Below are 14,778 nucleotides of genomic sequence, written 5' to 3'. Positions count from 1 at the left end.
GGTGGGGTGGGTCAGATCTGGTGGTGCGGGCCGTGCACCGGGTGGTGGGTCGCGACGCCGAGCCCGTCGAGCAGCTCGGCCCGCAGCTCCGCCAGCCGGGCGTCCGCGCGGTCCCGGGGCCGGGCGCCGGGCACCGTGATGACGGACCGCACGGAGGTGCCCGTCTCCTCGGGGGAGCCGAGCAGGACGACGCGGTCGGCCAGGTACAGCGCCTCCTCGACGTCGTGCGTCACCAGCAGCACCGTCGTGGGCTGCCGGGCGTGCACGTCGAGCAGCAGGTCCTGCATCCGCAGCCGGGTGAGGGCGTCGAGGGCGCCGAACGGCTCGTCCAGGAGCAGCACCCCCGGCCGGCGGGCCAGCGCCCGGGCGAGCGACGCGCGCTGCGCCATCCCGCCGGACACCTGCCGCGGCCGCAGGTCCGCGGACCCGGACAGCCCGACCAGGTCGAGCAGCCGCGCGACCTCCTCGCGGGCCTGCGCCCGGGGCGTGCCGCGCGGCAGGCCGAGCGCGACGTTGTGCGCCAGCGTCCGCCACGGCAGCAGCCGCGGCTCCTGGAACGCGACGGCGGTCCGCGCGTCGTAGGGGGCGACCGGGGTGTCGCCCAGCACGACGGCGCCCGCGTCGGGGGCGTCGAGGCCGCCGACCTGGCGCAGCAGCGTCGACTTGCCGCAGCCCGACGGGCCGATGACCGCGACGACCTCGCCCGCGGCGATCCGCAGGTCGACGTCGGCCAGCACGGCGCGCGGGCCCGTCGGGGTCGCGAACGTGCGCGCGACGCCGCGCAGCTCCACGGGGCGTGCGGTGGCGGTCGCGGCGGGGGCGGTGCTCAGCGCGGTCATGGGTGGGTCCCTGGGCGTCGGGCCTGGTGGGGCGCGGGGAGGGCGGTGGGCGTCGTGTGGTCCGGGTCGCGGGCGTGCGTGGGGCGGGTCGTGCGGGGCGCGGGCCGCGACGGCGCCGGGGTGCGGGCCGTGCGGGGCGCGGGCCGCGACGGGGCCGGGGTGCGGGCCGTGCGTGGCGCGGGTCGCGCCGGGCCGGGGCTGCGTGGACCGGGGTCCGGCTGGGCGCGGGTGGGCCGGGGCGCGCGGGGTCGGGCGCCGGTCGGCCGGGGTGCTGCGGCGCGGGCGGCGCCGAGCGCGTCAGGTGGACGCGGTCAGGCGGCGCGGTGGGCGCGCGGACAGCTCGCCGAGCGCCGACAGCATCGGCCGGCGGTGGGCATCGGCAGGCCCGGACGCGGGGTCGTGCGCGGGTGCGTCGACGGGGTCACGGGCTGCCTCCTCACGCTGTCTCGCCTGATGAGACGCAAACGGTCACGCCTCGGGATGCGCCCGACAGTAGCGCGCCCGGGGTCCGGGGACAACCCGCTGTCCACCACCGACACCCGCCCCCCGCCCCCCGCCCCCCCCGCCGGGACGAGAGGTCACGACACGCGAGCGCGCGGCGCCCGTCGCCCGCGTGTCGTGACCTCTCGCGGGCGCGGGGGGCGGGGTCGGGCGCGCAGGGAGTGGGTCGGTCGCGCCGGGGCTGGTCAGGCGCGCCTCGGGCGGGTCGGGGAGCGCGCCGAGCCCCGCCCCCGCCCATGCCGCCCCGCCCCGCCCCCCGCGTGGGGGACGAGAGGTCACGACACGCGACCGCGCGGGGCCCGGGACCCGCGTGTCGTGACCTCTCGCGGGTGCGGGTGCGGGTGCGGGGGGCGGGTGCGCGCGCGGCGGGAGGGTCAGGGGCGGCGTGCGCGGAGCGCGAGGTGCGTCGCGGTCCCCGCGAGCAGCCCCCAGAACGCCGCCGAGATCCCGCCGACCGCGATCCCCGACACCGTGACCAGGAACGTCACCGCCGCCGCCTCGCGGTGCGTCGTGGGGGAGAACGCCCCGGCGAGCGACGACGCGAGCGTCCCCACGAGCGCGAGGCCCGCCGCCGCCGCGATCAGGCCCGCGGGGGCGGCGAGCGCCACCGCCGCGACGGCCGCGGACGCGGCGCCCAGCACGAGGTACCCGAGCCCCGCCACCACGGCGGCGCGCCACCGGCGGCGGGGGTCGGGGCCGCCCTCGGGGCCGGCGGCGAGCGCCGCGCTGATCGCGGCGAGGTTGATCGCGTGCCCGCCGAACCCGGCGGCGAGCACGGTGCCGGCGCCGGTCACCAGCATCACCGGGCGCAGCGGCGCGGTGTAGCCGAACCCGGCCAGCACGGCGACGCCCGGGATGTTCTGCGACGCCATCGTCACGACGAACAGGGGCACCGCCACCGACACCACCGCCGACCAGCTGAGCGCCGGGGTCGTCCAGGTCGGCGACGGCAGCAGCGCGCCCGGGTCGAGGGCGCGGACCCCGGGCGACGCGACCGCCAGCGCGACCGCGAGCCCCATTGCCGCGGGTGTCGCCCACCGCGGGGAGAACCGCAGCAGCACCAGCCAGACCAGCACCACCGGGCCGACGAGCAGCGGCCGGTCGGCGACGGCCAGCACCGGCTGGAGGCACAGGTCGACGAGCACGCCGGCGAGCATCGCGTTCGCCAGCGGCACGGGGATGAGCCGCACCCACCGCTCGAGGCGCCGCCACAGCCCGACGGCCGCGAGCAGCACCCCGCAGAGCACGAACCCGCCGACGGCCTCGGGCCAGCCGCCGGCCGCGGTGCCGGTGGTCGCGAGCAGCGCCGCGCCGGGTGTCGACCACGCGACCGTGATCGGCAGCCGGGTGCGCCAGGCCAGCAGGACGGTGGCCGCGCCCATCGCGAGCGTCACGGCGAGCAGCCCCGACGCGGCCTGGGCCGGGGAGGCCCCCACCGCCCGCAACCCGCCGAGCACGACCGCGAACGCGCTGGTGAACCCGACCAGCGCGGTGACCAGGCCGGCGGCGACGTGGGTCGAGGTGTCGCGCGGTCCGGCGGGGGCGGCGCTGGCGGGCGTGGTCACGCGCCGGACCGTAGCGGACGCGTGTGTCGCCGCGGTTGCGCGTCCGTCAGGCAGCCCCGGCGTCCCCGAGCAGCCCCGCGATCACCGGCAGCTGCTCCGGCGCGGCCTGAACCAGCAGCGTCGTCACCGCCGTCGAGCGCCACGCCCGCGCCTGGTCCCGCACGTCCTCGGGGGTGCCGACGAGCGCGACGTCGCGGACCAGCTCGGTCGGCACGGCCGCGGCGGCGCGCGCCCGGTCCCCGGCGGCGTAGTGCGCCTGGATCTCCGCGCAGGCGTCCGCGTACCCGAGCCGGGCGAGGGCGTTCGCGTGGAAGTTGGCCCCCTTGGCGCCCATCCCGCCGGCGTACAGCGCCACGAACGGCCGGACCGCCTCGGCGGCGGTCTCGACGTCCGGCCCGAGCACCACCGGCACGGTCGCGGTGACCTCGAACTCCTCCACCGGGCGGGTGCCCGCGAGCCGGCGGTCGAACCCGTCGGCGAGCAGCCCGCGGAACTCGTCGTCGAGCCGGGGCGTGTAGAACAGCGGCAGCCACCCGTCGGCGACCTCGGCGGTCAGGGCGATGTTCTTCGGGCCCTCCGCGGCGAGGTGGATCGGCAGGTCCGCGCGCAGCGGGTGCACCGTCGACCGCAGCGCCTTGCCGAGCCCGGAGCCCTCGTCCTCGGGCAGCGGCAGCCGGTAGAACGGACCGCCGGCGCGCACCGGGCCCTCGCGGCGCAGCACGTCCCGGACGATCGCGACGAACTCCCGCGTCCGGGCCAGCGGCCGCGGGTACGGCTGGCCGTACCAGCCCTCGACGACCTGCGGCCCCGACACGCCCAGCCCGAGGGTGAACCGGCCACCCGACAGGTGGTCGAGCGTGAGCGCCGCCATCGCGGTCGCGGTCGGCGTGCGCGCGGCGATCTGCGCGACCGCGGTGCCGAGCCGCACCCGGGTGGTCGTCGCGCCCCACCAGGCCAGCGGGGTGAACGCGTCGGACCCGTACGCCTCCGCGGTCCACACGGAGTCCAGCCCGAGCCGGTCCGCGGCCTGCACCGCCTCCGCCGCCCCCGGCGGGGGGCCCGCCGACCAGTAGCCGGTGTGGTAGCCGAGCCGCATGCTGCCTCCCTCGTCGCGCGCTCGCCGGTGAGCGCGCCCGTCGGCCATGCTGCCGTGCGCGACGGCCGGACGCGAGGGTGCGCGCCGACGCGCTCTAGGGTGTGCCCAGGCGCGCACCCCTGCGCGCGCCGCAGGCACCACGGAAGGACCCCGCCATGCCCGGCGCCGTGCACCACATCGCCCTCGTGGCCCACGACAACAAGAAGGTCGACCTGCTCCGCTGGGCGGAGTTCAACCGGGGCACGCTGTCGCGGCACCACCTCTACGCGACAGGCACCACGGGCACCATGCTCGAGTACGAGCTCGGCCTGCCGGTGACCCGGCTGCTGTCCGGCCCGGTCGGGGGCGACCAGCAGATCGGCGCGAAGATCGCCGAGGGCGTCATCGACATGCTCGTGTTCTTCTGGGACCCGCTGGAGCCGCAGCCGCACGACCCCGACGTCAAGGCGCTGCTGCGGATCGCCGCGGTCTGGAACGTCCCGATGGCCGCGAACGCGGCGACCGCGGACATGCTGATCTCGTCGCCGATGATGTCCGAGAAGTGGACGGGCCGACCCGAGTTCGCCCCGCGGGACTGGGACGGCGGCACTCCGGTCGTCGCGGGCTAGATGTAGATCGCCGGGTCGTCGACGTCGGGCTCCGGCGGCGACTGGTCCGGGCGGCGCCGGACCGTCGCGGGGACGCCGACCGCCAGCGCGCCCGCGGGGACGTCCTTGAGCACGACGGCGTTCGCACCGATCTGCGCGTCGTCGCCGATCCACACGGCGCCGAGCACCTTCGCGCCGGCGCCGACGACCACGCGGTCGCCGACGGTGGGGTGCCGCTTGCCGCGCTTCATCGTCTTGCCGCCGAGCGTCGCGCCGTGGAACAGCACCACGTCGTCGCCGATCACGGCGGTCTCGCCGACGACGACGCCCATGCCGTGGTCGATGAACAGCCGGCGCCCGACGGTCGCACCGGGGTGGATCTCCACCCCGGTGACCGCGCGGGACACCTGCGACAGGAGCCGGGCCGGCAGGCGCAGGCCCGGCTCCCGCCACATGCGGTGCGCCACCCGGTGCACCCACACGGCGTGCAGCCCCGGGTAGGCGAGGGCGACCTCGACCCGCGAGCGGGCGGCCGGGTCGCGCCGCTGCGCGGCGTCCAGGTCCTCCCGCAGCGTGCGCCCGAACCGCCGCAGGCGTCGCCAGTGCGCGCCGAGGTCGTCGGCGCGGGTGGCGGCGCCCGCCGGGGCCGGCACCCCCGGCCCGGGCGTCCCGGGTCCGGTGGCGCCGCCCGGTCGCGGCAGGCGGGTGGTCGAGGTCATCGCGATCAGTCCAGGAGGTCGGCGTAGAGGATGGACGACAGGTAGCGCTCGCCGAACGACGGGATGATGACGACGATCAGCTTCCCGGCGTTCTCGGGGCGCTTGCCCAGCTCGACGGCGGCGTGCAGCGCGGCGCCCGAGGAGATGCCCACGAGCAGGCCCTCCTCGCGGGCGGCCCGGCGGGCGACGGCGACGGCGGTCTCGGCGTCCACGTCGATGATCTCGTCGTAGACGCCGGTGTCGAGGATCTCGGGCACGAAGTTCGCGCCGATGCCCTGGATCTTGTGCGGGCCGGGCGCGCCGCCGTTGAGGATCGGCGACTCCGCGGGCTCGACGCCCACGACCTGCACGCCGGGCTTGCGCTCCTTGAGCACCTGGCCGACGCCGGTGATCGTGCCACCGGTGCCGATGCCCGCGACGAGGATGTCGACCTCGCCGTCGGTGTCGGCCCAGATCTCCTCCGCCGTGGTGCGGCGGTGGATCGCGGGGTTGGCCTCGTTGGCGAACTGCCGGGCCAGGACGGCGCCGGGGCGCTCCGCGACGATCTCGTTCGCGCGGTTGACCGCGCCCTTCATGCCCTCGGACCCGGGCGTGAGGATCAGCTCGGCGCCGTAGGCCCGCAGCAGCGCGCGGCGCTCCTTCGACATGGTCTCCGGCATGGTCAGCACGACGTCGTAGCCGCGCGCCGCACCGACGAACGCCAGTGCGATGCCGGTGTTGCCGCTGGTCGCCTCGACGATGGTGCCGCCCGGCTTGAGCTCGCCCGACGCCTCGGCCGCGTCGACGATCGCGACGCCGATGCGGTCCTTGACGGAGCTGGCGGGGTTGTAGAACTCGAGCTTGCCGACGATGGTCGCGCCGACGCCCTCGGTGAGCTTGTCGATCCGCACCAGCGGGGTGTTGCCGATGAGCTGCGTCGCGTCGTCGTAGATCCGTGCCATGTCCGGGTCCGTCCGTCCTGTGGGTTCCTACGGGTGGGTGCTGGGGTGCGCGCGGCGGTGCGGGGCCCGCCGGGGGCGTCGGGGCGAGCGCTGGCGGGGCACCGGGTGCCCGTGGTCGCCGCGGGCGCCGACGTGCGGCGGGGCGGCCAGCGCTCTACAGACAGCGACAGGCGCGCGGGACGGGGCGGGCGGCGTGGCGCAGCCCGACGAGCACGGCGCGCGGCGCGGCGTGGCGCATGCCCGGCTCCTCTCCCGTCAGGTCGGCGTCGGAGCCGACCGGCCCGACAGTAGCGGTAACGCGCGGAGGGCGACAAAGATGCCCGGGGCCACCCGATCGGGTGGCACGATGCCGGGATGACGGTCGACGACGCCATCCCGGACGTGCTCGGCGGCGACTGGGTGCAGCGCACCCTGCACCTGCGCCCCGACGCGCAGGGCGACGCGGTGGCGACGCTGGTGCACCGGCGCGACGCGGGCGCCGACCGGGCGCGGCCCGCGGTGCTCTACGTGCACGGGTTCGTGGACTACTTCTTCCAGACCCACGTGGCCGAGGCGCTCGCGGACCGCGGGTACGACCTGTACGCCCTGGACCTGCGCGACTACGGCCGGTCGATCCGCCCGGGGCGGGAGCCGAACCACACCACCGAGCTCGCGATCTACGCGGAGGAGCTCGACGCCGCCGTCCGCCTCGTGCGCGCCGAGCACGACCAGGTGGTGCTGCTCGGCCACTCGACCGGGGGTCTCGTCGCGTCGCTGTGGGCGCACCACCGCCGGGCGCGCGGCCTGGTCGACGCCGTGGTGCTCAACTCGCCGTGGCTGGACGTGCGCGGGACGTGGCTGGAGCGCACCGTCCTGTCGTGGCTGCTGCTGCACGTCGTCGGCCGGGTCGCCCCGCGGCTGGTCGTCGCGCACGTCGGTGCCGACTACGGGGAGGCGCTGCACGCCGGCACCGGCGGGGAGTGGGCGTACGACCTGGCGTGGAAGCCGCACGAGGGCTTCCCGGTGCGGGCCGGGTTCGTGCGCGCGATCCGCCGGGGCCAGGTGGCGGTCGCGCGCGGCCTGGACGTCGACGTCCCGGTGCTGGTGCTCGCCTCCGACGCGTCCGGCCCCGACGACCGGTGGCACGACGGCCTGCTCACCACCGACTCCGTGCTGGACGTCGCGGACATGCGGCGGCTCGCGCCGCGGCTCGGGCCGGACGTCACGTACGAGGAGGTCGCGGGCGGGGCGCACGACCTCGCGCTGTCGCCGCTGCCCGCGCGGACCCGGTACCTGGACGCGGTGACGGCGTGGCTCGACGTGACGCTGGGTCGGTCGGGCGGCCCGGGGTCGGACCGCTAGAACAGCGGCCAGGGCACTGCGGGCATCTCGCCCTCGGGCGCCGGGAAGACGCCCTGGGCGAGCAGCCGGTCGCAGCGCGCGACGAGCGCGGCGACCTCGTCCGCGGCGAGCAGCCCGGCGAGCTCCGCCCGAGGTCGGCGTCCAGCGCGGCGCGGACCCGCTCGACCCCGGCGCGCTCCTCGGCGTCCAGCGGGTCGCCGAGCCAACCCCACAGGACCGTGCGGAGCCGGGGCTCGACGTGGAAGGTCACCCCGTGGTCGACGCCGAGCCGGCGCCCGTCGGCCTGGGGCAGGACGTGGCCGCCCTTGCGGTCGGCGTTGTTCAGCAGCACGTCGAGCACGCACATCCGGCGCAGCGCGGGGGAGTCCTCGTGCACCAGCGTCACCGGGTCGCCCTGCTCGTCGCCGCCCTCGAGCACGGTGCGCCACCCGGCCGCGGGCACGGCGGCGGAGGGCACGACGTCGACCGGGTCCTGGTCGCGGTCGGGCTCCTGCCACAGCTGCACCATCCCGGGGCCCAGCGGCCCCTCGCGCAGCCAGGTGCGGGGCACGACACCCCAGCCGGTGGCCTCGGACACGCGGTGCGCGGCGACCTCCCGGCGCGCGAGCGTGCCGTCCGGGAAGTCCCACAGCGGCTTCTCGCCCGCGACCGGCTTGTAGACGACCCGGACGTCGCCGATCTGCGCGAGGAAGGTCGCGTTGGACGCGACGGTGATGCGTCCGACGACCTCGACCGGGTCGGCGTCCAGGTCCGGCGCGGTCACTGCAGCGGCGGGCAGACGTGGCCGTCGGGGTCCATCGGCCGACCGCACAGCGGGCACTCCGGGCGACCCGCGAGCACCACCCGGCGGGCGCGCTCGGCGAACGCACGGGCCGTGCCCACGGGCATCCGCAGGATCAGCTCCTCCTCGGGCACGAGGGTGCCCTCGCGCTCCAGGCGCTCGGCCTCCTCCTCGGACTCGACCTCGACCAGGGGGTAGGCCTCGACGACGACCTGCGCGGTGGACCGGTCGAAGCTCAGCCGCATCTGGCCGAGGCGGAAGTCCTCCTCGACGGGCTGCTCCACCGGGTCGTCGTCCAGCAGCTCGGGCAGCGCGCGCGGCGGCACGCTGAACCGGTTGTCGTCCTCGGTCATCAGGCCGTCGAGGATCTCGTCGATCTTCTCCGCGAGCGACGCGGCCCACTGCTTCTCCAGCGCGACGGAGGTGAGCCGGCGGCCGGTGCGGGCCTGCAGGTAGAAGGTGCGCGCTCCGGGGCGTCCGACGGTGCCGATGACGACGCGGTCGGGCCAGTCGTGCTCGTGGACGATCGTGCTCATGACCCCATGCTAGGAGCGCTCGCCCGCACCGGCGCGGGGGTCGCCCGGACCGGCGCCGCCGCCGACCGGCGCGTCCCCCACCGGGGCGGCGGCGCGCAGCCACGACAGGTCGCCTGCGTCGGTGTTCGTGGCGACGACGTCGGGCCGGCTGCGGCCGTACCGGACGACGGAGACCGACGCGGGTCCGGCGCTGAGCCGCTGGAACAGGTCGAGGTGCATCCCGAGGGCGTCCGCGAGCAGCGCCTTGACCAGGTCGCCGTGCGTGACGACCGCCCACACCGCCCCGGGCCCGTGCTCGGCCTCCACGGCGGCGTCCTGCTCCCGGACGGCCGCCACCGCCCGGGCCTGCATCGCGGCGAGCGACTCGCCGCCCGGGAACGTCACCGCGCTCGGCTGCCCCTGCACGGTCGCCCACAGGGGCTCCGACGCGAGGTCGCGCAGGTGCCGGCCCTGCCAGGTGCCGTAGTCGCACTCCACGACGCGGTTCTCGACGCGCAGCGGCGTCCCCGGCGGCTGCCGGTCGAGGACCGCCTGCGCGGTCTCGCGGCACCGCTCCAGCGGGCTGGTGACGACCGCGACCAGCGGCACGTCCGCGAGCCGGGCGCCGGTACGCGCGGCCTGGTCGCGGCCGACGTCGTCGAGGTGGACCCCGGGCGCGCGCCCGGCGAGGACGCCCTCGGTGTTCGCGGTGGTGCGCCCGTGACGGACGAGCAGGACGGTGGCCATGCGGCGAGCCTAGGCACCCGCCCGCCGGGTGCGCGCACCGCGGCGGCCTCCGCGTGGGCTACCGTCGCCCGGTGCGGACGGCGGGAGTGGTCGGCGGCGGCCCGGCGGGGCTGATCGCCGCGGAGGTGCTGGCGACGGCCGGTGTGGCGGTCACCGTCTACGACCGGATGCCGTCGGTCAGCCGCAAGCTTCCTGCTCGCCGGGCACGGCGGGCTCAACATCACGCACTCCGAGGACCGCGACCGGATGCTGCCGCGGTACGGGCGCGCCGCGGACCTGCTGGCGCCGATGGTCGACGCGTTCACCCCCGCGGACCTGCGCGACTGGTGCGCGGGCCTCGGCGAGGAGACGTTCGTCGGGTCGAGCGGCCGGGTGTTCCCGCGGTCGTTCCGGGCGACGCCGCTCGTCCGGGCGTGGCTGACGCGCCTCGACGGCCTCGGCGTGACGATCGAGAAGCGGCAGCGGTGGACCGGCTGGTCCGGCGACGCGCTGCGGTTCACCGGCGTGGTGGACGACGTCGAGCGCGAAGTCGCGCACGACGTGACCCTGTTCGCGCTCGGGGGTGCCTCCTGGCCCCGGCTCGGCGCGGACGGTGGCTGGATCCCGGCGTTCGAGGCGCGGGGCGTGGCGGTCGCGCCGTTGCGGGCCGCGAACGTCGGGATGCGCGCCGCCTGGTCCGCGCCGTTCGCGGAGCGGTTCCAGGGCGTGCCGCTCAAGAGCGTCGCGCTGACCGTCCGCGGCCAGGACCGGCCCGCGGTGCGCGGCGACGCGATGGTGACCCGCACCGGCATCGAGGGCGGTCCCGTCTACGCGAGCGGTGCGGCGGTGCGCGACGCGCTCGACGCCGACGGGCGCTGCGTCCTGGAGGTCGACCTGCGGCCCGACGTCCCGCTGGACCGGCTCGCGCAGCGGCTCGGTCGGCGACGGCCGAAGGACTCCCGGTCCACCTGGTTGCAGCGGTCGGTCGGGCTCGACCCCGTCGCGGTCGGGCTGCTCCGGGAGGCGACCGGCAACGCCGTCCCCGACGACCCCGCCGCCGTGGCCGCGCTGGTCAAGGCGGTCCCGGTCGAGATCACCGCGACCATGCCGATCGACAAGGCCATCTCCAGCGCCGGCGGCATCCGCTGGTCCGAGGTCGACGACGACCTCATGCTCCGGGCGGTCCCGGGGACGTTCGTGGCGGGGGAGATGCTCGACTGGGAGGCGCCCACGGGGGGGTACCTGCTGCAGGCGTCGTACAGCACCGGGGTGTGGGGCGCGCGGGCGATGCTGCGGCGGCTCGCGGGCTGAGCGCCGCGGGGCCGCCTCGCCGGACGGGCCGGGGGAGGAACCAGGGAGCGGATGACGGGAATCGAACCCGCGTAGCCAGTTTGGAAGACTGGGGCTCTACCATTGAGCTACATCCGCGCAGGCCCGTGACGTACCCGGGCTGCCGGACCAGGGTACCGGGTCCGCGAGGGCCGTCCGTCCGTCACTACACTCTGGGCCGTACGGGATGTGGCGCAGGTTGGTAGCGCGTCCGCTTTGGGAGCGGAAGGTCGGGAGTTCGAATCTCCCCATCCCGACTCGTGCTCCCGGCTGGCCCGCGGGGCTGCGCTCGGACCCGCGCCGTCACGCCCGGACGGCGGGTCGCAGCCGACCGAGTCGCCCGGCGAGCAGCCGCGCGGTGAGCACGCCCGTGACGGCCTGCGCCGCGAGCAGCCCGACCAGCACCAGCAGCTGGACCTGCGCGGCCTGCGCGGGGCTCGCGCCGCCGAGCAGCAGCCCGACGAACGCCCCGGGGAGCGTCACCAGGCCGGCACTGCGCGTCTGGTCCATCCCCGGGACCAGCGCCCGGGCGACGGCGCGGCGCGCGTCCTCGGCGACGGCCTGCCGGGGTGTCGCGCCCAGGGCCAGCCAGCCCTCGACCACGTCCCAGCCGGTGCGCAGGTCGTCGCGCATCCGCAGGCCGGTCACGGCCGCCGCGGACATGGCCCCGCCGATCATCTGGGCGGCGAACGGGACGAGCGTCGCCGAGCCCGGGTGCAGCGCTCCGGCGGCGGCGACCGGGAGGACGGCGGTCGCGCCACCCGCGGCGACGGCCAGGACGACCGGCGCGACCGCGGGGGAGCCGAGGCCGATCCGACGGGACGCCGTCCACCCCGCCACGGCCACCATCACGACCAGGTAGAGCGCCGCGGCCTCGGGGTGCCGGAACACCCAGGCGATCACGACCGCGACCGCGACCAGCTGCACGCCCGCGCGGGCGACGGCGACGGCGGTGTCCCGGCGGACCGGGATGCGGGCGGCGGTCGTGACGGCGAGTAACACGCCGAGCAGCACCGCCAGCGCGAGGGCGGTACGCAGGGCGGTCGCCGTGGTCACGCCCGCACCGTACCCAACCGCGGGATCCGACCGGTGTCGCCGGGCGCCGCGGTGTGCCACGATGAGTAGACGAGTTCGTCTACCAAGGGGTCGTCATGGCGGAGCAGCAGGCAGGGCACGGGCGCGAGATCGGGCGGAACGCCGGGCGGGTGGGCCTCGGGGCGCTGCTGGCGTTCGCGGGCACCAGCCACCTGACGTTCGCGCGCGAGGAGTTCCAGGCGCAGGTCCCCGAGTGGTTCCCGGTCGGCGACGACGCGGTGGTGCTCGGGTCCGGGGTGGTGGAGATCGCGCTCGGCACCGCCCTGGTGCTCGCGCCGAAGCAGCACCGGGCGAAGGTCGGCTGGCTCGCGGCGGCGTTCTTCGTGGCGATCTTCCCCGGCAACATCTCGCAGTACGTGACGCACACCGACGCGTTCGGGCTCGACACCGACGCCAAGCGCCTCGCCCGGCTGCCGTTCCAGGCGGGCCTGGTCGCGTGGGCGCTGTGGGGGACCGGGGCGTGGCGCGCGTGGCGCCGGTCCCGCGCGGCCCGCTGACGGTCCTGGTAGCGGACACCCGCAGGGGGGTAGCGCCGGGACGCCCGGTGCGCGGATCGTGGTCCGAGAGCAGGACGATCCGAGGGGGCGGGGCGATGTCCGGGACCGGTCTGGACGTGCAGCAGCAGGAGCGGGCCCGGGCGCGCGTCGCCGAACGCACACCGGAACGGGTGGCCGCGTGCGCCGCGCTGCGGGAGGGGCCGTTGCTCGCGGTGAACGACCCGGGTCGCGCGGCGCTGCGCGTCGACCGGGTCAGCCGGTACCGGACCGGGACCGACGGGGTCCGAGCGGCCGCCCCGGGCACGGCCGAGGACCTGCTGCGCGCCGCCGCGGAGCGCCTGGACGCCGACCCGGGCACGGCGCCCGCGGTGCTGCTCGAGGCGGTGGTGAACACCCCCGACTTCCTGCCCGCGCGCTACCTGGAGGACGGCGCCGTCGCGCAGCGGGCCGTCGGTCGGGTCGAGATCCGCGACGCCACGGGCGACGTGCTCGGGCACGGCACCGGGTTCCTGGTGTCGCCCCGCCTGCTGCTGACCAACCACCACGTGCTCCCCGACGCCGCGACCGCCGGGTCGAGCGTCCTGCAGCTCGAGTTCCAGCAGGGCGGGGACGGGCGCCCGCGCCCGGTGACGACGGTCGGGCTCGACCCCGCCGCGCTGTTCGTCGCCGACCCGGAGCTCGACTTCGCCCTGGTCGCGGTGGCGGAACCGGCGCGGACGGTGCCGTTCGGCTGGCTGCCGCTCACCGCCGCGCAGGGCACGGTGGTGATCGGCGAGGCGGTGACGATCGTGCAGCACCCCGGTGCGCGGCCGAAGGAGGTCGTCCTCCGCGAGAACGAGCTCGTGGACATCGCCGAGCAGGTGCTGCACTACGTCGCGGACACCGAGCCCGGGTCGTCCGGGTCGCCCGTGTTCAACGACCAGTGGGAGGTCGTGGCGCTGCACCACGCGAGCGTCCCGAGCCCGGACGCGGACGACGCCTACACGGTCGTGAACGAGGGGATCCGGATCAGCCGGGTCCTGGCGCACCTGGCCCGGGTGACGGTGGGCGGCGCGCAGCGGGCGCTGCTGGACGGGCTCGGGACCTCGCCGACGGTGCCGGAGCCGCCGGTGCGCGGGGGAGAGGGCGCCACGCTCGGCCCGGCGTCGGGCGACGCCCTCGCGTCGGTGACCGTCGACGTCCCGCTCCAGGTCACCGTCACCGTGCGGGCGGGTGCGTCGACGGGCACGTCGTCCGGCGCGGCGCCCGCGACCGCCGAGCCGCGCGGCACCGGCCCGGCCCCGGACGCCGAGGCCCGCGCGGTCGACCAGGACTACGCCGACCGCCGCGGCTACGACCCGGACTTCCTCGGCGTGCCCCTGCCGCTGCCCGGGCCCGGCCGGCACGCCGCCGCCGCGGGCGACCCGCTGCTCTACCACCACTTCACCGTCGTCCTGCACCGGACCCGGCGGCTCGCGCTGCTGGCCGCGGTGAACGTCGACGGCGCGGCGCTCGACCCGCCCGTGCGGTCCGGCGACCGGTGGATCCTCGACCCGCGGGTGCCCCGCGAGGAGCAGACCGGGGCCGAGGTGTACCGGGACAACGCCCTCGACCGCGGCCACCTGGTCCGGCGCGTCGACCCGGCGTGGGGGCCGCTGGCGCTCGCGGCGAACGACGACACCTTCCACTACCCGAACTCCGCCCCGCAGCACAGCGCCGTCAACCAGGGCTCGCGGCTGTGGCTCGGGCTGGAGGACCACGTGCTCGGCATCGCGACGCGCGATCGGCTCCGGATCAGCGTGGTCAGCGGCCCCGTGCTCGCCGACGACGACCCGCCCTACCGCGGGGTGCTGCTGCCGCGGCAGTTCTACAAGCTCGTCGCGGCCGTCGACGACGACGGGCGGCTCGCCGTCACCGCCTACCTGCTGAGCCAGGCCGACCGGCTGCCGGGGGTGCTCGCGCAGGAGAGCGCGTTCGGGCCGTACGAGACGTTCCAGGTGCCGGTGGCGACGGTCGCGCGCCTCACGGGGCTCGACCTGGACGTGCACGCCGCGGCCGACCCGCTCGCCGGGCAGGAGGCGGCCGGGGTCGCGCGCCGGCTGCGGACCTACGCGGACGCGGTGCTTTGGCGGCGGAACGAGCAGGTGCCGTAGGATCGGGGGCCGGTGCGCGCGTCCAGTCATGCCCGCACGCGCCGGAGCGTGCCGCCCGAAGCGGGGCGTGTCCCGCCCCGTCGGCGCGCCGAGCGCCGCACGCCGGACCCCCGG

General features: G+C 77.1%; 13 protein-coding genes, 2 tRNA genes and 2 pseudogenes. 7 read left to right on the top strand and 10 right to left on the bottom strand.

Translation table 11 applies throughout. The annotated features are described in order from the left end of the window. Window positions 1-11: 11 nt before the first annotated feature. From AC1VL8_RS16955 to AC1VL8_RS16945, 3 genes are all read right to left on the bottom strand, one after another. Window positions 12-839 carry an ABC transporter ATP-binding protein gene (locus tag AC1VL8_RS16955; protein ID WP_483075982.1) on the bottom strand — a complete coding sequence of 276 codons (828 nt, stop codon included), beginning with the start codon at window positions 837-839 and terminating at the stop codon, window positions 12-14. Between the two features lie 875 nt (window positions 840-1,714). Further along, window positions 1,715-2,905: a benzoate/H(+) symporter BenE family transporter gene (locus AC1VL8_RS16950; RefSeq protein ID WP_483075981.1), complete on the bottom strand. Its 1,191-nt coding sequence runs from the start codon at window positions 2,903-2,905 to the stop codon at window positions 1,715-1,717. Between the two features lie 46 nt (window positions 2,906-2,951). After that, a complete protein-coding gene (locus AC1VL8_RS16945) occupies window positions 2,952-4,001 on the bottom strand; it encodes an LLM class F420-dependent oxidoreductase (RefSeq protein WP_483075980.1) in 1,050 nt (349 codons plus the stop codon). Window positions 4,002-4,156: 155 nt separating this feature from the next. On the opposite strand from AC1VL8_RS16945, the gene AC1VL8_RS16940 reads away from it, so the two are divergent. After that, a complete protein-coding gene (locus AC1VL8_RS16940) occupies window positions 4,157-4,609 on the top strand; it encodes a methylglyoxal synthase (protein WP_389230410.1) in 453 nt (150 codons plus the stop codon). Here the strand turns inward: AC1VL8_RS16940 and epsC are convergent. Both epsC and cysK read right to left on the bottom strand, forming a co-directional pair. Beyond that, window positions 4,606-5,307 carry a serine O-acetyltransferase EpsC gene (epsC, locus tag AC1VL8_RS16935; protein WP_483075979.1) on the bottom strand — a complete coding sequence of 234 codons (702 nt, stop codon included), beginning with the start codon at window positions 5,305-5,307 and terminating at the stop codon, window positions 4,606-4,608. The two genes, AC1VL8_RS16940 and epsC, sit on opposite strands and share 4 nt — an antisense overlap. A gap of 5 nt (window positions 5,308-5,312) precedes the next feature. Beyond that, window positions 5,313-6,248: a cysteine synthase A gene (cysK, locus tag AC1VL8_RS16930; RefSeq protein WP_483075978.1), complete on the bottom strand. Its 936-nt coding sequence runs from the start codon at window positions 6,246-6,248 to the stop codon at window positions 5,313-5,315. 354 nt (window positions 6,249-6,602) lie between these two features. Between cysK and AC1VL8_RS16925 the strand changes: the two genes are divergently transcribed. Then, window positions 6,603-7,589, top strand: a complete 987-nt coding sequence (locus AC1VL8_RS16925; RefSeq protein ID WP_389230401.1) for an alpha/beta hydrolase — start codon at window positions 6,603-6,605, stop codon at window positions 7,587-7,589. Here the strand turns inward: AC1VL8_RS16925 and AC1VL8_RS16920 are convergent. The 3 genes and pseudogenes from AC1VL8_RS16920 to AC1VL8_RS16910 form a co-directional block, all read right to left on the bottom strand. Then, window positions 7,586-8,352, bottom strand: a pseudogene (locus AC1VL8_RS16920) (SCO1664 family protein). The gene AC1VL8_RS16925 and the pseudogene AC1VL8_RS16920 overlap by 4 nt on opposite strands. Continuing rightward, on the bottom strand, window positions 8,349-8,906 hold the full coding sequence (locus AC1VL8_RS16915; RefSeq protein WP_389230395.1) for a DUF3090 family protein: 558 nt from the start codon (window positions 8,904-8,906) through the stop codon (window positions 8,349-8,351). Before AC1VL8_RS16915 ends, AC1VL8_RS16920 begins: the two are co-directional and overlap by 4 nt. 9 nt (window positions 8,907-8,915) lie before the next feature. Continuing rightward, window positions 8,916-9,632 (bottom strand): MSMEG_4193 family putative phosphomutase, encoded by a 717-nt coding sequence (locus AC1VL8_RS16910; RefSeq protein ID WP_483075977.1) that lies wholly within the window; start codon window positions 9,630-9,632, stop codon window positions 8,916-8,918. 53 nt (window positions 9,633-9,685) lie between these two features. On the opposite strand from AC1VL8_RS16910, the pseudogene AC1VL8_RS16905 reads away from it, so the two are divergent. Continuing rightward, window positions 9,686-9,772, top strand: a pseudogene (locus AC1VL8_RS16905) (hypothetical protein); the annotation flags it as partial. A gap of 1 nt (window position 9,773) precedes the next feature. After that, window positions 9,774-10,922 (top strand): TIGR03862 family flavoprotein, encoded by a 1,149-nt coding sequence (locus AC1VL8_RS16900; RefSeq protein WP_483075976.1) that lies wholly within the window; start codon window positions 9,774-9,776, stop codon window positions 10,920-10,922. A gap of 46 nt (window positions 10,923-10,968) precedes the next feature. Here the strand turns inward: AC1VL8_RS16900 and AC1VL8_RS16895 are convergent. After that, a tRNA-Gly gene (locus AC1VL8_RS16895) sits at window positions 10,969-11,039 on the bottom strand. An 84-nt stretch (window positions 11,040-11,123) separates the two neighbouring features. Here AC1VL8_RS16895 and AC1VL8_RS16890 point away from each other — a divergent pair. Next, window positions 11,124-11,197, top strand: a tRNA-Pro gene (locus AC1VL8_RS16890). Between the two features lie 46 nt (window positions 11,198-11,243). Here the strand turns inward: AC1VL8_RS16890 and AC1VL8_RS16885 are convergent. Beyond that, a complete protein-coding gene (locus tag AC1VL8_RS16885; protein ID WP_483075975.1) occupies window positions 11,244-11,996 on the bottom strand; it encodes an ABC transporter permease in 753 nt (250 codons plus the stop codon). A gap of 95 nt (window positions 11,997-12,091) precedes the next feature. On the opposite strand from AC1VL8_RS16885, the gene AC1VL8_RS16880 reads away from it, so the two are divergent. After that, the gene (locus AC1VL8_RS16880) at window positions 12,092-12,532 is read left to right on the top strand and encodes a DoxX family protein (protein WP_483075974.1); all 441 of its coding nucleotides are present in this window, start codon (window positions 12,092-12,094) and stop codon (window positions 12,530-12,532) included. A gap of 95 nt (window positions 12,533-12,627) precedes the next feature. Then, a complete protein-coding gene (locus AC1VL8_RS16875; protein WP_483075973.1) occupies window positions 12,628-14,664 on the top strand; it encodes a DNA/RNA non-specific endonuclease in 2,037 nt (678 codons plus the stop codon). Window positions 14,665-14,778: the final 114 nt, after the last annotated feature.

It is taken from the genome of Cellulomonas sp. KU4C (assembly GCF_056868065.1).
This window is presented reverse-complemented; position numbering and strand designations above follow the sequence as displayed.